Genomic DNA, 22,098 nt, shown 5'->3' with positions numbered 1-22,098 from the left:
GGGCCTGACCTGGCTGTCGTGCGGTGCGCCGAGCCGGGTGTCAGAGCGCTGTTATGTCGCAGGCGGTCGCGCGGAGCGGAGAGCTGCCACTCACCGGGTCGCCCGGTCGTTGCGACAGGACGAGGTTCAGGTTGGCGCTGTCCGGCCCGGTCGGCGGGTAGCCCGGCAGCCCGAGCTCGGAGCACGACTGCCACCAGCCGTGCTGGCCGCAGACCACCGACGGGTCCAGGTTGGCGTTGAACTTGGCGCGAGCCCGGACGCTGCCGCTCGGCGTCGAGATCCTGACCCAGTCACCGGCGGCGATTCCGCGGCTGCCGGCCGTGTCGGGGTGGATTTCGACCTGCGGATCGGGCGCGGACCGGCGCAGGGCGGCGATCCCGCGGTGCTGCGACTCGCAGAACCACAGCGACTTCGCGCAGGTGAGGGTGAGCGGGAACTGTGCGGCTGGGTCGGTACGGTGGCCGGCATCGGGTGCGGCGTACGTCGGCAGTGGCGGATGTCCCGCGGCGAGCAGCGTCTCGGAGTACAGCTCGACCTTGCCCGTCGGCGTGGGGAACCCACCGGCGTCGCGGTACTTGCGGTAGCGAGTGCTGAGCGGCAGGCGGACGCCGGACGGGTTCTCGCGCAGCTGCTCCAGCGTGATCCCGCTCGGCTCGAGTTGGTACCGGAAGGCCGCATCGATGTCGCCACCGAAGAACTGGTCACCGAGTCCGAGGCGTTCGGCCAGCCCGAAGATGATCTGCAGGTCGGACCGCGCCTCGCCGGGCGCGGGCGCGACCGGACTCCGCAGCTGAACCAGCGACTGCGCCTCCTGATCGGTTTCGAATCCGATCCGCAGCGCCTCGCTCTCGAACCCGCTGGCGACGGGCAGGACGATATCGGCAAGCTCGGCGGTGGGATTGAGGAAGAGATCTGCGTGTACGACGAAGTCGATCGCGGCCAGCGCAGCCTGGCCGCGGGCGCTGTCCGCATGCGCCATGACGAGATTCGCCCCGAACGTCACGAGCGCCTGGACGTGGCCGTCGAGCGCCGCGGCGTACAGGTCGGCGCCGGTGACGAAATCGAACCGCGCAGGTCCGAGTGGACGCTCCGTGAAGCCGAAGGCACGTGCGGAACCCACCGGTGCCATCGGTGCCGGCTGATTGGCGGGCGCTGGTGTTAACGCGACGTTGCCGCCCGGTACGTCCAAGCAGCCGGTGAGCGCGTACAGGATGTGGATCGCGCGGACGGTCTGGGTGACGTTGCTGTGCTGCTCCAGTCCGCTCCACGTGTAGAACGCGACCGGCCGCGACTCCCAGAGGGTTCGTGCGGCCGCCTCGATCGATGCCGCCGGCACGCTCGTCAGTTCCTCGGCGACGTGCGGCGTCGTCCGCGCGCATTCCTCGGTCAGAAGGGCGAAGACAGGACGGCACGGAACAGGTCCGTCCGGGTCGGCAGCTCGTACGATCCGGTCAGCGCCAACTGCGATTCGTCCACGTCGTACCGGTGGGTGGACGGGTCGTACGCGACCAGCCGGTCAAGGCGTTCGTCCCGGGCCACATAGCGGTCCGGATCGCCGTCCGCGAACACGTCGGTGGCGCGGACCAGCTGCCCGGTGTCACTGCGGACGAGAAGCGGTGCGTTGGTCCAGCGGCGCACGAAGTCCTCGTCGTACCAGCCGCGCTCGAGCATGACGTGGATCATCGCCAGCGCCAAAGCGGCGTCCGTCCCGGGAAGCACCCGCAGCCAGTGGTCCGCCTTGCTGGCCAGACCGGCCCGACGGGGATCGACCACCACCAGCTTGGCGCCACGGCGCAGCGCGGCGGTCGTCGCGGTGGCATGGGCCAGCCGCGCCACCGACGGGTTGTACCCCCAGTACAAGATGCAGCCCGCGTGACCGAGGTCAGGCATGTAGGTAGCGGGCACAGGCGCACCGAACGTGAACAGCGGTGCGCCCATCCGTCCCCACGCGCACAGCTCCATGTAGATCGCGAGGTTGGGGCTGCCGAAGGCACGCCGGAGCCGGTTCAGCCAGTCGATCGAGTCCGACATCGCCGACGTCGACGGCGACGCGGTGGCGAACACGACCGATTCCGGGCCGTGGTCGCGGGAGGCGGCAGTCAGTCTGGCCGCGATCGTGTCTAGCACCTCGTCCCAGCTGATCCGCTGCCAGCCCGGGTCCGCGGCGCCCTTCGGCGCGGTTCGCCGGAGTGGATACAGCAGCCGGCCGGGATGGTTCACCAGCTCCGGCGCCGCTTTGCCCATGATGCAGAGCGCCTGCCCGGTCGGGTGCGACGGATCGGGCGCGAGCGCGACGAACTCGCCGTTGTCGACGGTCGCGATCGCGCCGCACTTCGAGACACACAGCGGGCAGTACGTCGGAATTCGCCGTACTCCACTACTCGAACCTGCCCCCATGGCACATCACCCTCCCCGCCTGAGCGGATAACCCGATAGTGACACCTCATGGCCCGGATGAGGACAGCCTCATCCGGCACCAGCTCTCAGGGAGTTTCCAGCGACTTCTCAGGCCGTTCTAGGGGTGATCCGGCGCGGTCGTTCGTCTAACCGGTACTGGTCGGAAGGACGGATGTCGTGCACACAACAGTCATCGACGGAGTACTGCGGGGACGGGAGCTGCGGTACGCCCTGGACGCGGTTGTCTTACTCGCTGGGATACCCGGCGCTGGGAAGAGCACGTTCTTGCGCCGGGTGTTCGCGGACAGCCCGGTACGGGTGTACGACTCCGCCCATATCCGTGACCAATGGATGCCTGTCCTCGGAGTACTCCCGTACGCGCTGTGGCGACCGCTGGTGCACCTCGTGTACTACGTGACGCTCCTGACCGCCATGCGCCGCGGCCAAGGCCCCATGGTGATCCACGACTGCGCTACCCGCCCCTGGGCGCGGCGGCTGATCGGCTGGCGCGCCCGGCGGGCCGGCGTACCGCTGCACCTGATCCTGCTCGACGTGCCGGGAGATGTAGCCCGGTCGGGCCAGTGGGCGCGCGGTCGCGTCGTACGGACCGGAAGTATGGAAACGCACTGCCGCCGCTGGCCGGAGCTGGTGGCGCGGGCGGAGCGCGATCCGGGCAGTGTCGTGCCTGGGGCGCTGTCGGCGGTCGTGCTGACCAGAGGCGAGGCGAACCGGGTAGAGCGGGTCTCGTTTGCCTGAGGCCTGGTTGCGGCGGACGGAAGGCGGGAACATGTCTCGTGTCAGCCGGTGACAGAACGGCTACCTGTCCTCACCGGCCGACGTTCGAGGGACCCCGCCCACTCGGTCCCGTGAAGCCTGTGGAGGACAAGTGAGGATCGAACGTACGTCACGCATGCGCCGTACCGCTCAGGTATTGGTTGTCGTCAGTGCGGTCGCGGCATCCCTGTGCGCCCTGCCGGCGGAGGCCAAGGCCCCGTCGCCGGCCGCAAGACTGGCTGCTGCTCAGGCAGCTGTGGAGCAGTCCGCAGTACGAGGCGTCGCCTGGTACACGGACGCGTCCGCGGGCAAGGTCGTTGTGACAGCTGACAGCACGGTCTCCGCCAAGGACTTCGCATCGCTCCAGCGCGACGGTGTACAGGTCAACAGGAGCATCGGTGTCTTCAGGCCGCTCCTGGCAGCGGGCGATGCGATCTACGGCGGGCAGTACCGCTGCTCGCTCGGCTTCAACGTCCAGAAGGGCGGCAGCTACTACTTCCTGACGGCCGGTCACTGCGGCAAGGTCGCCAAGACCTGGTACACCAACTCCAACCACAGCACGCTGATCGGCCCGACCATCGGCTACAGCTTCCCGGGGAACGACTACGCGCTGGTGCAGTACACCAATGCCTCACTGAGCCACCCTGGCGGATTCACTGCAGCCAACGCCGTCGTCGGTGAGACCGTGACCCGCAAGGGCTCCACGACCGGCATCCACAGCGGCAAGGTCACAGCGCTCAACGTCACTGTCCGGTACTCCGGCGCCGGCAAGGTCAGCGGCCTGATCCAGACCACGGTCTGCGCCGAGCCGGGCGACTCGGGCGGCCCGCTGTACGACGGCACGAAGGCGCTCGGCATCACCTCCGGTGGCAGCGGCGACTGTACGAGCGGAGGTACGACGTTCTTCCAGCCCGTGACCGAAGCCGCATCGGCGTACGGCGTGACGGTGTACTGATCGGAAACTGTCGGAGGCGCCTGATTGAGTGATTCCTCTCGATGGGGAGGAGTCAGGGATGAAGGTTCGAGTCGGGCGTGAGGTGCTGGCCGAGGCGGTCGGCTGGGTGGCGCGTGGGTTGCCCAGCCGGCCGAGCGTGCCGATTCTCGCCGGCATGGTGGTCGACGCCGCGGACGGTCAGGTGACGCTGTCCGGGTTCGACTACGAGAGCTCGGCGCAGGTCAGCGTGCCGGCGGAGGTGGCCGACGAGGGGCGGGTACTGGTGTCCGGGCGGTTGCTGTCGGACATCTGCAAGAGCATGCCGCGCGACTCGGTGGATCTGAGCGGTGAGGCGGCTCGGGTACAGGTCAGCAGCGGGGCCGCCCGGTTTGTCCTGCACACCCTCCCGATCGACGAGTATCCGGCGCTGCCGGAGATCCCGGCAGTGAGTGGTGTGGTCGACGGCGCCGAGTTCGCGCGGGCCGTCGCGCAGGTCGTGAGTGCGGCCGGCCGGGACGACACGCTGCCGGTCTTCACCGGGATCCGGCTGGAGATCCGCGGGCCGGCGATCTCGCTGCTCGCCACCGACCGGTACCGGCTCGCCGTCCGTACGATCCCGTGGCAGCCGGTCGACGCCGGCGTCGAGACGAACGTCCTGGTCCCGGCCAAGCTGCTGCTCGACGTGGCGAAGGCGATGGCCGGTCACGAGGTCACGCTCGCACTCGGTTCGACGCGCACAGGGGACGGGTTGATCGGGTTCGAGGGTGGCGGCCGGCATGCGACCAGCCGGCTGATCGACGGCGAGTTCCCGAAGGTCCGCGGCCTGATCCCCGCGGAGAACGCGATCACGTCGACGGTCGCGGTGGAGACCGCGGCACTCGTCGAGGCGGTCAAGCGGGTCGCGCTGGTCGCGGAGCGGTCCACGCCGGTCCGGATCACGTTCGCGGACGGAACGGCGACGCTCGACGCGGGCAACGGCGAGGAGGCCCAGGCGTCCGAGGCCGTCGGGATCACGCTCAGCGGCCATCCAGTGGTGACCGGTTTCAACGCCGGCTACCTGCTCGACGGCCTGGCCTCACTCGGCACGCCGATCGCCCATTTCGCCTTCACCCAACCGACCAAACCAGCCAACCTGACCGGCCTGCGCTCCCAGGAGGACACACCGACGACCGACGCCGCCTACATCCTGATGCCGATGCGCCTGCCGACGTGACCAAGGACCTCCGCGACTACTACCGGGAGCGTGTGGGCCTTGGATGAGGACTTGATCGCGCGCTACCTCGCGCGTCGGGACCCGATCGAGCAGCCGGTCGACGTCGTCGTCCTGATGGGTTCCGCCGTTCTCGAATCGGTCGAGGTCGCGGCGCAGGCTCATCGCGTACACGCCGCGCCGGTCCTCGTCAGCGGCGGGATCGGACACTCGACCCGGTACCTGGACGACGCGGTCCGGCGACGCGGGCTCGACGTCGCCGTCGGCCGGCCGGAGGCGCACGTCTTCCGCGACTTGCTCAGCAGGTACGCCGTCCCGGACGAGCAAATCGTCGTCGAGGACGAGTCGACCAACTGCGGCGAGAACGCGGACTTCACCCGACGGTTGATCAACGCCCCGAAGACCCTGCTGCTCATCCAGGACCCGACGATGCAGCGCCGTACGCACGCCTGCTTCGTCCGCTCGTTCGCCGACCTCCCCCGCACGACGCTGTACAGCCAAGCACCGCTCGTCCCGTGGATCGGCCCCGACCACGTCAGCGCCGGCCCGGACTCCCCTGAGATCTGGTCGCACGAACGCTTCCGGTCACTCCTGCTCGGCGAGATCCACCGCCTCTCCCCCGACGTCTACGGACCGGAGGGCCGCAACTTCATCGACCGCATCGACATCCCCACCGAGGTACTTGCCGCCTACAACGAATTGGCCGCAACGCACCCTCAGGACGTCCGGGCTGCCTTCTGAGCGACGGCATGGACCAGCTCCGCAGCGCGCTGCCGCACGCGCTCGTCCGGGTCCTCGTCGGCGACGCGCTCCACGAGCGGTATCAGCAGGTCGGCCCAGCGCAGGTAGGCGATGCTGCGGATCGCGGCCGCCCGGATCATCGGATGCTCGAACGACAGCCCGCCGACGATCTGCGTGGCCGTGCGCTCGTCGAACTCCGGTGGCGCGCCGAGCCCGAGCCGGAACAACGCCTGCGCGGTCTCCGCTGCACTCTCCGCCCGCTCGATCCCGAACAGCAGCTCGTCGGTGGAGTATGCGTCGAGCCGGGCCGCGAGTTCGTCGAGGCTCCGGGAAACCGCGTCCTCGCCGGAACCACGAACGTTGCATCCGAGCTCACCCGACGTGCGGTCGCGGCAGAGGAACAGTGAGACATCGTCGTCCGAGACCCAGTAGTTGTCCGCGTCCGCCGGCCGGTACCCGAGCTCCTCGACGACCTGCACAGCGTCCTCGTCGGAGTCTCGGAGGATCAGCGTCATGCTCTTGAAGGTCCGCTCGGCAGTCACGGAACACTCTTATCAACGATTCGGGTCGTCATCCGTAGGTCACCCGGTGGGATCGTGCTCAGGGTTGAGCGCGCTGGACCGACCTGCTCACGCGTTGACGAAGTAGTTCGTCAGGGCCTCTGCCAGCGTTTCAGCCGGGAGCGTGTGGAACTCCCCGTCATAACCGGCCGCAGTCCCGTGCGGCAGCGCAGCCACGGTCTCCTGCACCGACCGCTGCAGCCACTCCGGGCTTCCGTTGCTGTAGAGCCCCAGTGTCGGTACGTCGATCGAGCCGAGCAGTTCGAGCGGTACGGCGCTGTCCCGCATCTGCAGCGCGTCGTACACCAGTGTGGGCGCCATCGCCTCCAAGCCTGCCCACATGGGTGTCTGCCGGATCTGCTCGACCACCTCCCGCGGCTGACCGACCGCCTCCACGATGAACAGCTCGGCCGCACCACCTGGGTCCCCAGCCGCCACGTACTCCTGCAGACGCTCCACGTAGCGCTCCGGCACCGGCGGTGCTCCCTCGACACGGAACGGCGGCTCCATGACGGCCTGCTTCTCGAACGGCTGTCCCGCCTGCAGCAGCACCATGCTCCCTGAGGAGAACGCACACGCGTACCGTGCGTCAGTGGCTGATCGCAGGGCGTCCAGGTCCTCCCACTCACGTTCCACGGCGTACGGAGTGGTGTCGCCGGAGTCACCGCGACCACGCCGGTCGTAGTTGACCACCGCGAACGCCGACGACAGCGCCTCGGCGTAGTGCGCGTAGTCCGCGCGGCTCGTGAACGCCCCCGCGATCAGTACCAGCCCGGGCCCGCTTCCCGTCACGTCGTACGCGATCTCCGTACCGTCCTTCGAAACGACCTTGTCCATCACACAGCTCCTTCTGGCAGATGTACTTCTGCCAGAACGTCGAACAGCCCAACGCAGGCGAGACGTGCTGTGACCCAGATCACAGCCGGGCGCCGCGGGCTAAGACGGTGGGGCCGTGCTGTTGCGGATCACCAGGCTGGTGGGGACGGCTAGCGGCGTGGGCTGGTGGTCGGTGGCGTGGATCTGCGCGAGCAGGGTGTCGACGCTGCAGCGGCCGACGTCGGTGAAGGTCTGACGGATCGTGGTGAGGGGCGGCCAGAACTGAGCCGCCTCCTCCATGTCGTCGAAGCCCACCACGCTCACGTCGTCCGGCACGGCCCGGCCGCGCGCGTGCAGGGCCCGCAGTACGCCGAGCGCCATCTGGTCGTTGGCGACGAAGACCGCGGTGACGCCGGGATCCGCGGCGAGATCGCAGCCCGCGTCGTACCCGGAGGCCGATGTCCAGTCCCCGATCAGGAACGGCGGTACGTCGCGGCCGTGGTCGCGGAGCGTCTGCTCCCAGGAACGACGGCGCTGGTCGGCCGCGAACGACGACGGCGGCCCGCCGACATGCCACACGGTCCGGTGCCCCAGTTCGAGCAGGTGCTCGGTCGCGAGCCGGGCGCCCTGCGTCTGGTCCGTGTCGACGACCGGATGGTCGTAGTGCGCGCCGGCGTGCACGATGACGACCGGAAGCCCGACGGGCAGCTGTACCTCGTCCAGGATCTGCGCCTCGATCATCATGATCACGCCGTCGACGGCCTGCTCCCCCAGCCGCGCGAACGCGTCGGCGACCGCCTGACGGTTGACCGAGAGCACAGGCATCAGGTTGACCGTGTACCCACGCGCGGTGGCGGCGGTGGCGATCGCGTCCAGCGTTCTCGTCGTACCGAAGGTGGACAGCTCGAACGCGATCACGCCGATGCTGCGGAACTCACCGTTGCGCAAGGCGCGGGCCGCGCCGTTCGGGCGGTAACCGAGCTGGCGCATCGCGTCCTGCACCCGGGCGCGGGTGACCGCGTCGACGTTCTGACGGCCGTTGGCGACCCGTGAGACGGTCTGCCCGGACACCCCGGCCAGCCGCGCCACGTCGGCCATCGACGGTCCTCGCCGCCGCCTTCCCAGCGTTCCCTCCACCCGGCACCTCCCGTGTGCCAGGAGTCTAGACATGTTTGCGTCAACACAGCGGCCCGTACGGCGAGCCACCCAGGCTCGTTCCGGATGACCGATGATTCCGGGCCGGGGCGGCGGTATGTACCGGCGCAAGCACCCGATCGAAGGAGCAGGATCATGGGCCACGTCATCGTCATCGCGTTCGTCAGCCTCGACGGCGTCGTCACCGACCCCGACGGGTCGGGCGGTACGCCGGCCGGCGGCTGGGCGTTCCGGCACGGACCCGAGACCGTCGGCGGGGACAAGTTCCGCCTCGGCGAGCTGATGGACACCGGCGTACTGCTGCTCGGCCGGAACACCTGGGAGCTGTTCAGCCGGCTCTGGCCGAACCGGACCGACGACTTCTCCACCAAGATGAACAAGATGGCCAAGGTGGTCGCCACGCACTCGCTGACCGACCTCTCCGCGTTCCCGAACTCGACCCTGATGAAGGGCGCTCTGGCCGAGTACGTACGGGCCGAGCCGCGGACGATCGCGGTCACCGGCAGCCTGAGCGTGATCCGCGCGCTGCAGACGGACGACCTGGTCGACGAGTACCGGCTGATGACGCTGCCGTCGATCGTCGGGACCGGCGAGAAGATCTTCGGCCCGTCGGATCAGCCCCTACACCTGAGGCTCGACTCGGTCCTGCAGACCGGCGCCGCCTCGCTGGCGACCTACGTACGGCCGTAGCTTTTCTTCTGTGACTTGGCCGGAGATGGCGTGGATCGGTGGAGCCCCTGGCGCGGGGAAGTCGACGATTGCGCGGGACCTTGCGCGGCGCGGCGACCTGCCGCTGCACCCGATCGACCTGTGGACCTACGCGCACCTGGACCGGCTGCCACCGCTCCGGCCACTGGCCGAGGACCTGGCCGCTGGTCCTTCGTACGCGGCAGACAGGTTCGTGGAGATCGCTCAGTTGCGGCTTGAGCTGGTGGCTGAGGACGTGCGCGAGCGGGGGCTCGGCGACGTACCTGCGCTGGTAGAGGGACCACAGCTGTTCCCGTCGATGGCTGACTCGGTTCCGGCAGCGGTCTGGTTGCTGCCCGACGCCGAGCAGACGAGGCTGGCACGGGAGGAACGCCTGGCGCGGGTGGACGACGGCCGGGAACGCTTGGAGAGCCTGCTGGCGCGGGACGCCCTACTGGCGGACCGGGTACGTCTCGAGGCTGCGGAGCGCGGGCGGGTCGTTGTGGAGGTCCCAGCGTCACCGGACTGGGATGCTGTCGCCCAGAGCGTTGCTGATGCGCTGGGACCACTCCCTCGGTTGCAGGCCGGTGACGGATTGCGTAGGCAGCGGCAGTACGAGAACCTCGCCGCGTGCCGCCAGGGGCGGCTGTGGCAGGCGGATCGTGGTCTCACTGAACTGCCGCCGTACCCCTTCGCGTGCGAGTGCGGCACGTCCGGTTGTGCGCGGACGTGGCCAGGAACACCCGACGAGTACGACGCGCGGCGTGGCGAGGGGTGGCTGACGGCTCATCCTGCGTGCTAAAGTTCCGGATCGTTGCAGTTTTGCAGTTCCACGTTCGTGTCGAAGCGCCCGCGGATTTGTGATCCGCCGGGCGTTTTGTCGTATCAGGAGAAAATCATGGCTTTGGGAACAGTTAAGTGGTTCAACGGCGAGAAGGGCTTCGGCTTCATCTCCCAGGAGGACGGCGGCGCCGACGTGTTCGTGCACTACTCGGCGATCCAGACCCAGGGCTTCCGCTCCCTGGACGAGAACCAGCGCGTCGAGTTCGAGATCGCCCAGGGCCCGAAGGGCCTGCAGGCGGAGAACGTTCGCCCGGTCTGATCTCGGCCGTCCTTCCGACGGTTGTTCGCTCGGCAGACCCGGCTCAGGCCGGGTCTGCCGTGCTCCACAGGTACTCGCCGTCCTCCAGTACGTCGGTACGCGCGAGTCCGATCGCGGTCGCGACGGCGGCCGACGCGGTGTGATCCGGATGGATATGCGCCACGATCTTCTGGGCCTTCCGTGCCCTCAGCCAGGTGACCAGTCCCTGTGCTGCTTCCTTCGCGAAGCCCCGGCCCTGCCACGCGGCGCCGATGACCCAGGCAATTTCTGCCGTACTTCCGGTGACTGTCGCCTGAACGAAGCCGATCAAGTTGCCGTCGTACTCGACGACCCAGTTCAGCCACTGCTCGTCCTTGTTCTCGGGACCGGCCAGTTGGCGCCGGTACCGCGCCTCGAGCGCCTCCACGGTCGGCGGTTGTCCGCCGATGAACGTGTAGAGACTCGGGTCGGACAAAACGTCAGCCATCGGTACGGCGTACTCGATCCGCAGCGGTAGCAACGACAGGCGGTCGGTGGAGATCACCCGCGCAACGGTAACCGCCTTTGCCGGACCGGCAATTCGACGTGAGCCCTGCGGCCGGGCGGTACCAGACTGGTCGGCATGATCGAGATCGACTGGGCCGGAGAGGCCGGGCGCCTGCGTGCGTCCGCGCAGGGCGAGAGCGACTGGAACGCGGCCGTGGCCGCGACCTTGGTACGGGACACCGACAAGGTGATCGCGGACGTCGGGTGCGGCGGGGGCGGGATGGCGAAGGCACTCGCCGAGGCGCTGCCCGAGGCGACGGTGGTGGCGATCGACGCGGACCCCGACGTACTCGAGCAGGCGCGCGAGCACACCGGCGGACTGGTCCGCTGCGAGCTCGCCTCGCTGGACGACGGAACAGAACCGTTGCGCCGGGCAATCAATGCGCCGGCGGACCTGATCTGGGCATCGGCGTCGGTACATCACGCGGCCGATCAACAGGCGGCTGTCAGCGCGCTCGCCGCATTGCTCGCGCCCGGCGGCCGGTTGGCGCTCGCCGAGGGTGGGCTCCCGGCTCGGTATCTGCCGTGGGATCTCGGGATCGGCGAACCCGGCCTCGAGCTGCGGCTCGACGTGGCGCAGGACCGATGGTTCAAGGTGATGCGGGAATCGCTGCCCGGGTCGGTGCCGATGGCGTACGGGTGGACCGACGCGCTGGCCCGGGCCGGGCTCGTCGACGTGACCACCCGGAGCGTACTGAGCGAGACGCCCGCGCCGCTGACCGACGTACAACTGGAGCGCGTTGTCCAGGGGTTGCGTACGCGGATCGAGCGGCTGACCGGGCAGGGGCACGGTCATGGACACGGGCATGGGCACGCGGCGGCTGACGAGGAGTGGCTCGAGCCGGCGGATCTGGAGGTCTGGCAGCAGTTACTGGACCCGGAAGGATCGTATTACCTCGGAGGCCGCACCGACCTCGCCGTACTGGCCGTCCGGAGCGTCCACATTGGGCACGCGCCGCGCTGACCCGGCACGCAGTCGCCGTACTGTCGGCCGCTCGCCGTAAGGTGGGTCCTCATGAACGACCGGCTGGTGTGGATCGACTGCGAGATGACCGGCCTCGATCTGGAGAACGACGCCCTGATCGAGGTCGCGGTGCTGGTCACCGACTACGAACTCAACGTGCTCGGTGACGGGATCGACCTGGTGATCGCCCCACCACCCGGCGCGCTCGAGCAGATGGGCGACTTCGTCCGCGACATGCACACCGCGTCCGGGCTGCTCGACGAGCTCGCCAACGGCATCCCGCTGGCCGATGCCGAACAGCAGGTGCTCGACTTCATCACGTCGTACGTCAAAGAGCCCCGCAAGGCCGCGCTCGCCGGCAACTCCGTCGGCACCGACCGCACCTTCCTGGTCCGCGACATGCCGCGCGTCGAGTCCCACCTGCACTACCGCAACGTCGACGTCAGCTCGATCAAGGAACTCGTCCGCCGCTGGTACCCGCGCGTCTACTACGCCACCCCGGCCAAGAACGGCAACCACCGCGCGCTCGCCGACATCACCGAGAGCATCGACGAACTGCGGTACTACCGGGAGACCGTCTTCGTGCCGCAACCAGGCCCCGACTCCAACACCGCACGGGCCGCCGCCAGCCTGTTCACAGCCCCCGCCGAAGACACCCCAACCGCCCCCTGACCTGCGGATTTCATGTCCCGCGACTTCGTCGCTATGATTGCTCAGCCGTCGCAGTTCGGGCGGCAATGGTGGGTGTAGCTCAGCTGGTAGAGCACCTGGTTGTGGTCCAGGTGGTCGCGGGTTCAAGTCCCGTCACTCACCCGATGGTCGGCCATGCCCGCGGAGAGCGCGGGCTTGGTCGGCTTCGTCATTTGTGCGGCTGCGCTTCGCTTGCCGCGTTGCGGGGGCTCCGCCACCCGCACCCCCTGCGCCTTCGCTTCGCTCGGCTGCTGTGGCTGGGTTCGCTTGTCGCTCGGCTGCTGGGGTTGGGATTCGCTTGTTGCTCGGCTGTTGTGGCTGGGTTGCGTGCGAGGATGCTCTGGTGAAGTTGAGTGGGAGCACTTGGTTCGGGTATGGGGTCGTGGTTGTTGTGACGTTTGTTGTGGGGTTCTTGGCGTTCGCGGTTTGGGTGCTTTCCAAGGTCTTCTGAGCTTGGTGTGATCTGACGCGGCTGTGGATGCGTCTCTTGGGGCAGAGGCATCTACGAGAGGCGGCGAATGAGTGCTACCGAGGACTTCGAGGAGTTCGCGCGGGTACAGATACCGCGGCTGTACCGGACTGCTTGGTTGCTGTGTGGGGACCGGCATCATGCAGAGGACCTGGTGCAGGACACGCTCGCGAACCTGATGAAGGCGTGGGGGCGGATCGACAGCCCGGGGGCTTACGCGCGGACTGTGTTGGTGCGGACGTTTGTTTCGCAGCGGCGGCGTAAGAGTTGGGGCGAGCGGCCTACGGAGAAGCTGCCTGAGGTGGTGGAGCGCGCGGGGGACGTTGAGCTGCGGGTCGCACTGCAGAGTGCGTTGGGGGAGCTCGCGCCGTTGGATCGGGCTGTGCTGGTGCTGCGGTTCTTCGAAGATCGCAGCGTCGAGCAGGTGGCGCTCGATCTTGGCAAGAAGACCAGTGCGATCACGACTCGCACCGCCCGAGCCTTGGAACGCCTGCGGGCGGTCCTCGGTGACGGTGCCGACCAGTTGATCGCCCTCTGAGCTCAGGAGAACCCCATGAACAACCTCACCGACCTGATGCAGCGGGCCACCGAGAACCTCGAGCCCGTCTCTCCCGACCTGCTGGAACGTAGCGTCGCGCAAGGCACCCGCCTACGGCGCCGTCGTACGACGCTGCTCGCCGCAGGCGGTACCGGGGCCGTACTGGCGACCGCGGGCCTGATCGCCGGCGGCATCCACGTACTCGGCTCCCCCGCCGACAGCGCCGCCGCCGGTACGCCGATCGCGATCACGAAGCCGTCCGCGAAACCATCCACGAAGCCGTCGATCAAGCCGACGCCGGCCGGCACGCACGCCGTCAACTCCCAGCAAACGCTCGCCACGTTGAAGTCGCTCCTCGCGGCGCCGGGACGGACCTTCTCGCACCCGGAGACGTGGGGCGAGGGCGACTTCACCGCAGCGGCGTACGTCGTCGACGACGGCCACGGCGCCGCCCGGGTCGACGTCATGCTGTCCGGTGGCGGCGAGCAGAACCCGTGCGTCCCGGTCCGCCAGGGCTGCAGCACCCTGCCCGACGGCTCCACCCTGTACTCGTTGAAGGAGTCACCGGAGTACACCGACGGCCGCCAGGCGCAGTACGGCGTCCTCAGCAACTACGTCATGCTGGTCCGCCCTGACGGCCGCAACATCAACCTCACCAGCTACAACGCTCCGGCGGAGAAGGGCAAGCCGCACACCCGCCCCACGCCGCTCCTGTCCGTCAAGGAGCTCACAGCACTCGCCAAGAGCAAGGCGTGGAAGCTCCCGCCGGTCTCAACCGTGAAGCCCAGCAAGTAGGCGAGCAGGCCCGGCGCTCAGGTGGGCGCCGGGCCCTACTTCGTCGCCGCGAGTACTCCGTGCGTCACGAGCTCGACGCCGATGGCCAGCGTGAGGAAGCCGATGATCCGGCTCAGCGCGCCCAGCCCGGTCGGGCCGAGCTTGTCGACCAGCGGCGTACCGAACCGGAGCAGCACCGCCACCAGCGCGGCGATCACGGCAACTCCCACAATTACCGCCAGCCGGTTGGTGATCCCGGGATGCCGCGCGGTCAGTGCGATCACGACACCGATCGCGCCCGGGCCGGCGACCAACGGCAACGCCATCGGCGAGAACGAAACGTCCGGCTTCACAACTCCGTGCGTCTTCTCGTCGGGCGTCAGCGTCTGCCGGGCGACGATCATCCCGAAGCCGGAGTGACCGACCACCAGCCCGCCGGCGATCTGCAGCGCGGGCAGGCCGATCCCCAGACCCTCCAGCACCAGCGTGCCGAGCACCGTGAACACCGTCAGGATGCCGAACACGTACACGCCCGTCCGCACCGCTTGGCGTTTCATCGAGGCCGGCTCGACGCCTGTCGTCAGACCTGCGAAGGTGGCCAGCGCGCCGACCGGGTTCGTGATCGGCAACAATGCAGCCAAAGCCGAAACCGCCACGTGTACGGGCTCCACGGTCGGGAAGCGTACACCCCGTACGACCTGGAACGCGTCACCTCGCGAACGTGGCCTAAGGCGTCGGCTCGACGTACCAGCGGGGCAGTTCGCCCGGCTGCAGACTCGTCGCGTCACCGGGCCGGGACAGCGTGAGGATCGCCTGCTGGATCTCCGGGCGGGCGTTCAGCGCGTCCTCGATCGCGTACAGCCGGGCGGCGACCTCCGACTCGACATCGTTGCCGGTGACATCGACCGCGGCGACCAGGAAGATCCGGTCCGCGCCGACCCACTCCATGTGCAGGAAGCTGATCCGTTCGATGTCCTTGTGCTCGAGCAGCGCGCGCAGCACCCGGTTCCGGGCCAGCGGCGTGACCGCCTCGCCGGTCAGGAAGTCCATGTTCCGGCTGATCAGGAACAGCGCGACGCAGCCGAGCAGCACACCGACCACGATCGACCCGGCCGCGTCCCACGCCGCGTTGCCGGTGAGCTGGTGCATCATGATCGCCAGTGTCGCGATCAGGATGCCGATCAGCGCCGACAAGTCCTCGACGAACACCGCCCGCAGCACCGGGTTGGACGTGAGCCGGACGTACCGCCAGGGCCGCAGCATCCGCTCCAGCGCACCGGCCTTGGTCTGCCGTAGCGCCTGCGCGAACGAGATCCCCTCGAGCACGAACGAGACCCCGAGCACGGCGTACGCCCAGCCGTACGACGTGGCTTCCGCCTCGCCGTGCTCCAACGACTGGATGCCGTGCCACACCGACACCGCGGCACCGACCGTGAACAGACCGAAGGCGGCGAACATCGACCAGATGTACCCGACCCGCCCGTAGCCGAGCGGATGCGTCCGGTCGGCCGGCTTGCGCGCGCGCCGCTCGCCGACCAGCAGGAACACCTCGTTGCCGGTGTCGGCCCAGGAGTGCGCCGCCTCGGCCGCCATGGAGGCCGATCCGGTGATCACCGCGACGACCGTCTTCGCGGCCGCGATCAGCAGGTTCGCGGTGAGCGCGACCAGCACTGTCAGGAGGCTCTCACTCCCTGTGTCATCCGCCTCCGAGCTGCTCACACCCAGACCTTACTCAGCTGACCACCCGGACGACGCGTTGCTCGCCGCCTGGGCGCGCTAGTCGCGGATGAGGCAGCGCGACGGAAGCTCGAACCAGCGGAGGTGGTCGAAGTCTCTGTTCACGTGGCCCTCGGGGTCGCCGCGGTCCTGCTGACAGGTGGACAGCAGGTCGCGGGCCTCGGCGAGGTAGTCGTCGAGCGCGGACTCGGGGGCGGTGTGGTCGTGGCGCGGGTACCTGAGCCTGCCGTCGGCGTCGTACCCGACCTGGGAGAGCCGCAGCGGCGGCTCGACCGGGCCGCGGTGGTGCCGCCACAGACCGTTCGCCGGGTCGAAGCGGTAGTCGCCGAGCAGCCGCCAGCCGTCCCGGGCGACGAGCTTGACGGCCTCGACGACGTACGAGAACACCGCCTCGGAGATGAAGTAGTTGAAGTTGACCCGCACCCAGCCCGGCTTGATCCCCTCACAGCCGTGCAGGATCTCCTCCTCGAACTCGTGCGACCGCTCGAGATCGATCCCGAGCAGCGTGTGACCGTACGGGCCCGCGCACGAGCAGCCGCCGCGCGACTGGATGCCGAACAGGTCGTTCAGAAGCGCGACGACGAAGTTGTGGTGCAGGTACCGGCCGGACGGCGCCTTCACCACGAACGACACGATCGACAGCCGCTCCGCGTCCAGATTGCCGAGGATCTGCAGGTTCGGCTCGTCCTTCCACGCCTCGACCGCCCGCCGCAGGTAGGCGTCCTCGTGCGCGCGGATCACGTCGATCCCGACGGCCTGCTTGAGCTGGAACGCGAGCCCGGCCCGGATCGACCCGATGATCGCCGGCGTCCCGCCCTCCTCGCGGTGCACCGGGTCGTCCAGGTACCGGTGCTCGAGCGGGTTCACGTACGCGACCGTGCCGCCGCCCGGCACGTCCGGGACCCGGTTGCGGAGGAGTTCGCGCCGTGCGACCAGCACCCCGGGCGTGCCCGGGCCGCCGATCAGCTTGTGCGGGCTGAGGAAGATCGCGTCCTTGTAGGAGAGCGGGTTCTCGTCGCGTCCGCCGTACATGTCGATCTCGACGTACGGCGCGGCGGCGGCGCAGTCCCAGAACGACAACGCGCCGTACTGGTGGAGCAGCGCGGACACCCGCTGCGTGTTGCTGACGATGCCGGTGACGTTGCTCGCGGCGGAGAACGAGCCGATCTTCAGCGGGCGGTCGACGTACTGCCGCAGGCGTTCTTCGAGCTGGTCGATGTCGATGTGCCCGTCGGCGTCCTGGCTGATCAGTACCACGTCGGCGATCGACTCGCGCCAGGGCAGCTCGTTGGAGTGGTGCTCGTACGGGCCGATGAAGACGACCGGGCGTTGCTCCGGCGGGATCTGGTCGGTCAGGTGGTAGGTGTCGTCGAGCTCGGCCGGGATCCGCAGGCCCATGATCCCGATCAGCTTGTCGATCGCCCCGGTTGCACCGGAGCCGCAGAAGATGACCGCGGTCTCGTCGTCGCCGCCGACGCTCTGGTGGATGATCCGCCGCGCGTCCTCCCGCAACCGGGTCGTCTGCAGACCGGTCCCGCTCGACTCGGTGTGCGTGTTCGCGTACCGCGGCAGGACCTCCTCACGGATGAAGTCCTCGAGGAACGTCAGTGCCCGCCCGGAGGCTGTGTAGTCGGCGTACGTCACCCGTCGCGGACCGTACGGCCCGGGCATCACCTGGTCGTCACCGATCACCGACGCACGGATCTGCCGCAGCAGCGGCGTCTCCGGCGGCATCCCCGCTTGTGCACCCATGCCTCAGAGTAGGTCGCCGGAGTGAGCCGCGTCTCGTGATCCGTACGCGCTGTCTGGATAGGGTCGGTTCCAGTCGACGGCGAGGAGTGGGGATGACGTTTTCCAGCGAGCTGTGGGATCGCGGTGCGGCCTCGGTGTACGACGAGATCGTCCGGCACCCGTTCATCACCGGGCTGACGGACGGGACGCTCGACCACGACGCGTTCCGGTACTTCATCATCCAGGACAGCCACTACCTGCGGGCGTACTCGCGGGCGCTCAGCCTGGTCGCCGGCCGCGCCACGGACGACGACGCGGTCAGCATGTTCGCCCTGCACGCCGCCAACGCGATCGCGGTCGAGCGGGACCTGCACACGTCGTTGTTGGAGTCACTGGGTCTTTCAGCCGCGGACGTGGACGCTGCGGGCTCCGGTCCGACCACTACGGCGTACATGTCCTATCTGACGGCCGTGTGCGCCACGGGCACGTACGCCGAGGCAGTGGCCTCCGTACTGCCCTGCTACTGGATCTACCGCGACGTGGGCCGCGAGCTGCTCAAGCGGTCGTCGCCGGACCCGGTGTACGCCAAGTGGATCGCGACGTACGGCTCCGAGGAGTTCGACGCGGTCGTCGAGGAGGTGCTTGCCGTGACAGACGGACTGGACGTCGGCAGCGCCGAGCGGGAACGTTGTCACCAGCACTTCGCTATGACGTGCCGCTACGAATGGATGTTCTGGGACGCCGCTTACCACAAGCTCGATTGGCCGGTGGGATGAAGGACTTCTACGACGTCGTCATAGTCGGTGGTGGGCACAACGGTCTCGTCGCCGCCACCTATCTGGCCCAGTCCGGGCTCTCAACGCTCATCCTGGAGCAGCAGGCACACACCGGCGGTGCTGCGGTCAGCGAACGCGTCTTCCCGGGCGTGGACGCGCGGCTGTCGCGCTACTCGTACCTGGTCAGCCTGATGCCCGACAAGATCGTCGCCGACCTCGGCCTCGGCCTGGACCTCCGCTCGCGCGCCGTGGCTTCGTACACGCCTGTACGTCGTGGTGGGCGCGACCTCGGCCTACTGGTGGAACGACCGGAAGGCCCCGGCACCAGGGACTCGTTCCGAACGCTCACGGGCAGCGACACGGAGTACAAGGCCTGGACGGACTTCTACGGAGCTGTGAGCTCGGTGGCGGCCGTCGTAGCCCCCACCCTGCTGGAGCCGCTGCAGCCGGCCGCCGAGATCCGCTCTCGCGTCGACGGCGCACTGTGGGACGAACTGGTCGAGCGGCCGCTCGGTGAAGCCATCGAACGCCGCTTCGCCGACGACACCGTACGAGGCGTTGTAGCGACCGACTCCGTGATCGGAACGTTCGCAGGCCTGCACGACGAGTCACTGATCCAGAACAGGTGCTTCTTGTACCACCTGATCGGCAACGGCACGGGTGAGTGGCGTGTGCCTGTCGGAGGCATGGGCGCAGTCACTGACGCGCTGGCCGCGGCCGCGCGGCGTGCTGGTGCCGCGGTGGTCACCAACGCGGCAGTCACCTCCGTAGAGGTCGACGGGACGCGCGGGTCGGTCACCTGGCTCGGTGGCGACGGAGAGCGCTCTGTTGACTGCTCCTGGGTGCTGTCGAACGTCGCACCGTCGACCCTGGCCACGCTCCGCGGCCAAGGCGGTGCCGAGAAGCCGGAGGGGTCGCAGCTGAAGATCAACCTGCTGCTGCGCCACCTGCCGGCGCTGAAGTCCGGCGACGACCCGGCCCGGGCGTTCGCCGGTACGTTCCACATCGACGAGGACTACAGCCAGCTGGAGTCGGCGTACCGTTCCGCCGCGTCCGGCTCGCTGCCGGCCGTACCGCCGTCCGAGGTGTACTGCCACTCGTTGACCGACCCGTCGATCCTCTCCCCCGAACTGGTTGCCGCGGGCTACCACACGCTGACCGTCTTCGGCGTCCATTTCCCCGCCCGTTTGTTTGCCTCCGACAACGATTCGTCCCGCGCCGAGGCGACCCGGCGAGTACTCGCCGGCCTCGAGTCGTACCTCGCCGAACCCCTCGCGGACTGCATCGCCCGGGACGCCGACGGCAACCTGTGCATCGAGGCCAAGACGCCGTACGACATCGAGGAATCCGTCGGCATGCCCGGCGGCCACATCTTCCACGGCGACCTCCAGTGGCCCTGGGCCACGACCCCCGGCGACACCGGCCGCTGGGGCACCGAGACCGACGTTCGAAACCTCCTGATCTGCGGCTCCGGCGCCCGCCGAGGCGGCGCCGTCTCCGGCCTCGGCGGCCACAACGCCGCCATGACCGTCCTCACCACCTAACCGATTTCGCATCTCCCCGATCCCCCTGCTACGATCCTCTTCGTTCGAAAGCAAGACCGGCGCCGCTAGCTCAATTGGCAGAGCAGCTGACTCTTAATCAGCGGGTTCGGGGTTCGAGTCCCTGGCGGCGCACAAAAGCCCAGGTCGCGCGAGTGTCCTGGGTTTCTTCATGTCTGCTGCGTCCCCTTTACGTCCCTCTTTGCCGGGATCCTGCCGCAGGCTGATCTGTCAGGCTCCTCCGCGCACGGACCCGCAGCTTTCCAACGTGATCGTTCCTGTGCGTCACATCACATCGTTTCGCGTCGCTGCCGACGTCTCGGATTTGCGGGCCCGCCCAGCGTTGAGCTGCCAACCACAACCCGGTTGGAGGCTTGACATGGCGAGGGCACCACTGCCTATCGGAACCTGGGGAAGCATCTCCACGCGCGTCGCGACCAACGCGAAGGGGAAACCTGTCAGCTACCTCTCGAAGGCCAACTTCCGCGACCACGACGGCCATCTTCGAGACGTGACCGCGTTCGGCAATACAAAGACCGCGGCCGAGCGCAAGCTACTCCAGAAGCTCCAGGATCGAGCGAGGACCAACCAGTCCGGTGAGCTCATTGCATTACACAAGGTCGACCATCTCCTCGACCTCTGGGAGAAACGCTTCGAGGCCCTCATCGCCGACGGCAAGAGGTCGCCTACCTCCCTCGACACCTACCGGCGCGTCCTCAAGAACCACATCCGGCCCGCCCTCGGCGAACTCCGCATCGGCGAGGCCACCACCCCACGCATCGACACGGTCCTCACCAAGATCAAAACCACCGCCGGCGTATCCACCGCCAAGACCTCCCGCGCCGTCATCTCCGGCGCCATGAAACTCGCCGTCCGCTACGGCGCCATCACCGTCAACCCCGTCCGCGAAATCGACACCATCGAAGCCCCCACCAAGAACCCACCCCGCGCACTCACCGCAGACGAAATCCGACTTCTCCGCACCAGCCTCGCCACCGACGAACGCGCCGTCGAAGCCGACCTCCCCGACCTGACCACCTTCATGCTCAGCACCGGCGCCCGTGAATTACACGCCGATAACAGAGCTTACGTCAGGTGCAATCGATCTTTTGAAGCTGACACGCTATCCGAACTGTGCGCCGATGATCGCTGCACCAGTACCGCGGCGACGCGTCCGGCGTACGACCCGTGTCGACTCTGCGGGATGCAGCCGGCTGATCGAGGCGACCCGTGCCGCGTACGACGCCGGCGTGCTGACACTGCTCCCGCGCAGGGTGGTTCCGGATTACTCGCGGATCGTCAGTTGTGGGAGGCGTCAGTGGTCAGTTCGGCCGGCACCGGTAGGCCGAGGTGATCGAGGAGGTCGGCCAGTTCGGTGTCGAGTTCTCGCCCTACTTGCGCGATGCGTGGGTCGTTGAAGCTGGCGAATAGGTTGCTGGGCTGGTCGATCGTGAACCACGTGCGATCGTCGTGATCCACGTAGATCGCGGTGCGCAACGGCGCATAGAGCATCACCGAGGGGTCGTGCTGGAACATGCGCTGGGCGAAGACGTGGTTGCCCATCAGGTATTGCACACACGGGCGTGATTCGGCGGCCAATTCCATCAGGGAGCCGACGTCGGTGCCCCAGTACCTGATGAAGCTGTGCGGGGCGTTTTCCTCAGTGGCCTGCCGGACGAGGTCCCAACTGGTCTGTTCTTTTTTGAACTGCTCGTATCGGTCTGCATGTAGCGCCGGTACCGCGCGTTCGTAGCTGTCTCGGAATTCCGAGAAGGTTGTCGTGACGGGGATGGCCAGGCGGAGCACCTCGTGCGGGAAACTCTGGATGGAGCGGGAATCGCTGGCGGTCATGGCGTTTACGGTCCTTCGATGGGTCATGGCTGTTGCTCGATCAAGGCCGGGGGAACCGGTGAAAGCGGCCACGGTGCCGATCGCCGACGGCACCGTGGCGACCCGCCCGCCGGACATGCTCGGTGT

The 22,098-nt window shown here is 68.2% G+C and carries 24 protein-coding genes and 2 tRNA genes; 16 read left to right on the top strand and 10 right to left on the bottom strand.

Features of this window, described 5'->3' with window-relative positions:
- Nucleotides 1–40: 40 nt before the first annotated feature.
- A complete protein-coding gene (locus tag ACZ5BU_RS29735; protein WP_465703743.1) occupies nucleotides 41–1,336 on the bottom strand; it encodes a molybdopterin-containing oxidoreductase family protein in 1,296 nt (431 codons plus the stop codon).
- 50 nt (nucleotides 1,337–1,386) lie between these two features.
- Entirely contained in the window at nucleotides 1,387–2,397 is a 1,011-nt protein-coding gene (locus tag ACZ5BU_RS29730) for a molybdopterin-dependent oxidoreductase (protein WP_465703742.1), read from the bottom strand.
- Between the two features lie 177 nt (nucleotides 2,398–2,574).
- Between ACZ5BU_RS29730 and ACZ5BU_RS29725 the strand changes: the two genes are divergently transcribed.
- The 4 genes from ACZ5BU_RS29725 (at nucleotide 2,575) to ACZ5BU_RS29710 (ending at nucleotide 6,056) form a co-directional block, all read left to right on the top strand.
- On the top strand, nucleotides 2,575–3,153 hold the full coding sequence (locus ACZ5BU_RS29725) for an AAA family ATPase (RefSeq protein WP_465703741.1): 579 nt from the start codon (nucleotides 2,575–2,577) through the stop codon (nucleotides 3,151–3,153).
- Between the two features lie 130 nt (nucleotides 3,154–3,283).
- Nucleotides 3,284–4,126 (top strand): S1 family peptidase, encoded by an 843-nt coding sequence (locus ACZ5BU_RS29720; RefSeq protein ID WP_465703740.1) that lies wholly within the window; start codon nucleotides 3,284–3,286, stop codon nucleotides 4,124–4,126.
- 58 nt (nucleotides 4,127–4,184) lie between these two features.
- Nucleotides 4,185–5,318: a DNA polymerase III subunit beta gene (gene dnaN / locus ACZ5BU_RS29715; protein WP_465703739.1), complete on the top strand. Its 1,134-nt coding sequence runs from the start codon at nucleotides 4,185–4,187 to the stop codon at nucleotides 5,316–5,318.
- Between the two features lie 39 nt (nucleotides 5,319–5,357).
- Entirely contained in the window at nucleotides 5,358–6,056 is a 699-nt protein-coding gene (locus ACZ5BU_RS29710; RefSeq protein ID WP_465703738.1) for a YdcF family protein, read from the top strand.
- Here ACZ5BU_RS29710 and ACZ5BU_RS29705 read toward each other — a convergent pair.
- The 3 genes from ACZ5BU_RS29705 to ACZ5BU_RS29695 all read right to left on the bottom strand — a co-directional run bounded on the left by ACZ5BU_RS29705 (nucleotide 6,032) and on the right by ACZ5BU_RS29695 (nucleotide 8,530).
- Nucleotides 6,032–6,598: a hypothetical protein gene (locus ACZ5BU_RS29705; RefSeq protein WP_465703737.1), complete on the bottom strand. Its 567-nt coding sequence runs from the start codon at nucleotides 6,596–6,598 to the stop codon at nucleotides 6,032–6,034. The two genes, ACZ5BU_RS29710 and ACZ5BU_RS29705, sit on opposite strands and share 25 nt — an antisense overlap.
- Nucleotides 6,599–6,685: 87 nt before the next feature.
- Nucleotides 6,686–7,453 (bottom strand): alpha/beta fold hydrolase, encoded by a 768-nt coding sequence (locus ACZ5BU_RS29700; protein ID WP_465703736.1) that lies wholly within the window; start codon nucleotides 7,451–7,453, stop codon nucleotides 6,686–6,688.
- Nucleotides 7,454–7,552: 99 nt separating this feature from the next.
- Nucleotides 7,553–8,530 (bottom strand): LacI family DNA-binding transcriptional regulator, encoded by a 978-nt coding sequence (locus ACZ5BU_RS29695; protein ID WP_465703735.1) that lies wholly within the window; start codon nucleotides 8,528–8,530, stop codon nucleotides 7,553–7,555.
- Nucleotides 8,531–8,722: 192 nt separating this feature from the next.
- On the opposite strand from ACZ5BU_RS29695, the gene ACZ5BU_RS29690 reads away from it, so the two are divergent.
- The 3 genes from ACZ5BU_RS29690 (at nucleotide 8,723) to ACZ5BU_RS29680 (ending at nucleotide 10,376) form a co-directional block, all read left to right on the top strand.
- Nucleotides 8,723–9,277, top strand: coding sequence for a dihydrofolate reductase family protein (locus tag ACZ5BU_RS29690; RefSeq protein ID WP_465703734.1), 555 nt, complete (start codon nucleotides 8,723–8,725; stop codon nucleotides 9,275–9,277).
- 10 nt (nucleotides 9,278–9,287) lie between these two features.
- Nucleotides 9,288–10,076, top strand: a complete 789-nt coding sequence (locus tag ACZ5BU_RS29685; RefSeq protein WP_465703733.1) for a hypothetical protein — start codon at nucleotides 9,288–9,290, stop codon at nucleotides 10,074–10,076.
- A 96-nt stretch (nucleotides 10,077–10,172) separates the two neighbouring features.
- Nucleotides 10,173–10,376, top strand: a complete 204-nt coding sequence (locus ACZ5BU_RS29680) for a cold-shock protein (protein ID WP_130381366.1) — start codon at nucleotides 10,173–10,175, stop codon at nucleotides 10,374–10,376.
- 43 nt (nucleotides 10,377–10,419) lie between these two features.
- On the opposite strand, the gene ACZ5BU_RS29675 is transcribed toward ACZ5BU_RS29680, so the two are convergent.
- Nucleotides 10,420–10,899, bottom strand: a complete 480-nt coding sequence (locus ACZ5BU_RS29675; RefSeq protein ID WP_465703732.1) for a GNAT family N-acetyltransferase — start codon at nucleotides 10,897–10,899, stop codon at nucleotides 10,420–10,422.
- 78 nt (nucleotides 10,900–10,977) lie between these two features.
- On the opposite strand from ACZ5BU_RS29675, the gene ACZ5BU_RS29670 reads away from it, so the two are divergent.
- The 5 genes from ACZ5BU_RS29670 (at nucleotide 10,978) to ACZ5BU_RS29650 (ending at nucleotide 14,357) form a co-directional block, all read left to right on the top strand.
- Nucleotides 10,978–11,865 carry a class I SAM-dependent methyltransferase gene (locus ACZ5BU_RS29670; protein WP_465703731.1) on the top strand — a complete coding sequence of 296 codons (888 nt, stop codon included), beginning with the start codon at nucleotides 10,978–10,980 and terminating at the stop codon, nucleotides 11,863–11,865.
- 51 nt (nucleotides 11,866–11,916) lie between these two features.
- Nucleotides 11,917–12,537, top strand: a complete 621-nt coding sequence (orn, locus tag ACZ5BU_RS29665; RefSeq protein WP_465703730.1) for an oligoribonuclease — start codon at nucleotides 11,917–11,919, stop codon at nucleotides 12,535–12,537.
- 68 nt (nucleotides 12,538–12,605) lie between these two features.
- A tRNA-His gene (locus ACZ5BU_RS29660) sits at nucleotides 12,606–12,678 on the top strand.
- A gap of 395 nt (nucleotides 12,679–13,073) precedes the next feature.
- Nucleotides 13,074–13,562, top strand: a complete 489-nt coding sequence (locus ACZ5BU_RS29655) for a SigE family RNA polymerase sigma factor (protein WP_465703729.1) — start codon at nucleotides 13,074–13,076, stop codon at nucleotides 13,560–13,562.
- Between the two features lie 15 nt (nucleotides 13,563–13,577).
- The gene (locus ACZ5BU_RS29650) at nucleotides 13,578–14,357 is read left to right on the top strand and encodes a hypothetical protein (protein ID WP_465703728.1); all 780 of its coding nucleotides are present in this window, start codon (nucleotides 13,578–13,580) and stop codon (nucleotides 14,355–14,357) included.
- 35 nt (nucleotides 14,358–14,392) lie between these two features.
- Here ACZ5BU_RS29650 and ACZ5BU_RS29645 read toward each other — a convergent pair whose 3' ends face one another.
- The 3 genes from ACZ5BU_RS29645 to ACZ5BU_RS29635 are packed head-to-tail and all read right to left on the bottom strand — an operon-like array spanning nucleotide 14,393 to nucleotide 17,825.
- The gene (locus tag ACZ5BU_RS29645) at nucleotides 14,393–15,007 is read right to left on the bottom strand and encodes a MarC family protein (RefSeq protein WP_465703727.1); all 615 of its coding nucleotides are present in this window, start codon (nucleotides 15,005–15,007) and stop codon (nucleotides 14,393–14,395) included.
- Between the two features lie 55 nt (nucleotides 15,008–15,062).
- The gene (locus ACZ5BU_RS29640; RefSeq protein WP_465703726.1) at nucleotides 15,063–16,055 is read right to left on the bottom strand and encodes a cation diffusion facilitator family transporter; all 993 of its coding nucleotides are present in this window, start codon (nucleotides 16,053–16,055) and stop codon (nucleotides 15,063–15,065) included.
- Between the two features lie 57 nt (nucleotides 16,056–16,112).
- Complete coding sequence (locus tag ACZ5BU_RS29635) at nucleotides 16,113–17,825, bottom strand: aminotransferase class V-fold PLP-dependent enzyme (RefSeq protein ID WP_465703725.1); 1,713 nt, start codon at nucleotides 17,823–17,825, stop codon at nucleotides 16,113–16,115.
- A gap of 92 nt (nucleotides 17,826–17,917) precedes the next feature.
- Here ACZ5BU_RS29635 and tenA point away from each other — a divergent pair, with 92 nt between their 5' ends.
- From tenA to ACZ5BU_RS29615, 4 genes are all read left to right on the top strand, one after another.
- On the top strand, nucleotides 17,918–18,580 hold the full coding sequence (gene tenA, locus ACZ5BU_RS29630; protein ID WP_465703724.1) for a thiaminase II: 663 nt from the start codon (nucleotides 17,918–17,920) through the stop codon (nucleotides 18,578–18,580).
- A complete protein-coding gene (locus ACZ5BU_RS29625; protein ID WP_465703723.1) occupies nucleotides 18,577–20,124 on the top strand; it encodes a phytoene desaturase family protein in 1,548 nt (515 codons plus the stop codon). Before tenA ends, ACZ5BU_RS29625 begins: the two co-directional genes overlap by 4 nt.
- 59 nt (nucleotides 20,125–20,183) lie before the next feature.
- Nucleotides 20,184–20,256 (top strand) — tRNA-Lys (locus ACZ5BU_RS29620).
- A 244-nt stretch (nucleotides 20,257–20,500) separates the two neighbouring features.
- A complete protein-coding gene (locus tag ACZ5BU_RS29615) occupies nucleotides 20,501–21,475 on the top strand; it encodes a phage integrase central domain-containing protein (protein WP_465703722.1) in 975 nt (324 codons plus the stop codon).
- Here ACZ5BU_RS29615 and ACZ5BU_RS29610 read toward each other — a convergent pair.
- Nucleotides 21,421–21,972 (bottom strand): DUF302 domain-containing protein, encoded by a 552-nt coding sequence (locus ACZ5BU_RS29610; RefSeq protein WP_465703721.1) that lies wholly within the window; start codon nucleotides 21,970–21,972, stop codon nucleotides 21,421–21,423. The two genes, ACZ5BU_RS29615 and ACZ5BU_RS29610, sit on opposite strands and share 55 nt — an antisense overlap.
- Nucleotides 21,973–22,098: the final 126 nt, after the last annotated feature.

This window comes from Kribbella sp. NPDC031520, assembly GCF_055580825.1.
This window is presented reverse-complemented; position numbering and strand designations above follow the sequence as displayed.

What these genes read in the sequence shown, in the direction of transcription:
- ACZ5BU_RS29625 (WP_465703723.1), top strand. Translation starts at nt 18,577, where the DNA reads ATGAAGGACTTCTACGACGTCGTCATAGTCGGTGGTGGGCACAACGGT.
- ACZ5BU_RS29670 (WP_465703731.1), top strand. Translation starts at nt 10,978, where the DNA reads ATGATCGAGATCGACTGGGCCGGAGAGGCCGGGCGCCTGCGTGCGTCC.
- ACZ5BU_RS29690 (WP_465703734.1), top strand. Translation starts at nt 8,723, where the DNA reads ATGGGCCACGTCATCGTCATCGCGTTCGTCAGCCTCGACGGCGTCGTC.
- orn (WP_465703730.1), top strand. Translation starts at nt 11,917, where the DNA reads ATGAACGACCGGCTGGTGTGGATCGACTGCGAGATGACCGGCCTCGAT.
- ACZ5BU_RS29635 (WP_465703725.1), bottom strand. Translation starts at nt 17,825, where the DNA reads ATGGGTGCACAAGCGGGGATGCCGCCGGAGACGCCGCTGCTGCGGCAG.
- ACZ5BU_RS29655 (WP_465703729.1), top strand. Translation starts at nt 13,074, where the DNA reads ATGAGTGCTACCGAGGACTTCGAGGAGTTCGCGCGGGTACAGATACCG.
- ACZ5BU_RS29615 (WP_465703722.1), top strand. Translation starts at nt 20,501, where the DNA reads ATGGCGAGGGCACCACTGCCTATCGGAACCTGGGGAAGCATCTCCACG.
- dnaN (WP_465703739.1), top strand. Translation starts at nt 4,185, where the DNA reads ATGAAGGTTCGAGTCGGGCGTGAGGTGCTGGCCGAGGCGGTCGGCTGG.
- ACZ5BU_RS29695 (WP_465703735.1), bottom strand. Translation starts at nt 8,530, where the DNA reads ATGGCCGACGTGGCGCGGCTGGCCGGGGTGTCCGGGCAGACCGTCTCA.
- ACZ5BU_RS29650 (WP_465703728.1), top strand. Translation starts at nt 13,578, where the DNA reads ATGAACAACCTCACCGACCTGATGCAGCGGGCCACCGAGAACCTCGAG.
- tenA (WP_465703724.1), top strand. Translation starts at nt 17,918, where the DNA reads ATGACGTTTTCCAGCGAGCTGTGGGATCGCGGTGCGGCCTCGGTGTAC.
- ACZ5BU_RS29680 (WP_130381366.1), top strand. Translation starts at nt 10,173, where the DNA reads ATGGCTTTGGGAACAGTTAAGTGGTTCAACGGCGAGAAGGGCTTCGGC.
- ACZ5BU_RS29610 (WP_465703721.1), bottom strand. Translation starts at nt 21,972, where the DNA reads ATGACCGCCAGCGATTCCCGCTCCATCCAGAGTTTCCCGCACGAGGTG.
- ACZ5BU_RS29700 (WP_465703736.1), bottom strand. Translation starts at nt 7,453, where the DNA reads ATGGACAAGGTCGTTTCGAAGGACGGTACGGAGATCGCGTACGACGTG.
- ACZ5BU_RS29730 (WP_465703742.1), bottom strand. Translation starts at nt 2,397, where the DNA reads ATGGGGGCAGGTTCGAGTAGTGGAGTACGGCGAATTCCGACGTACTGC.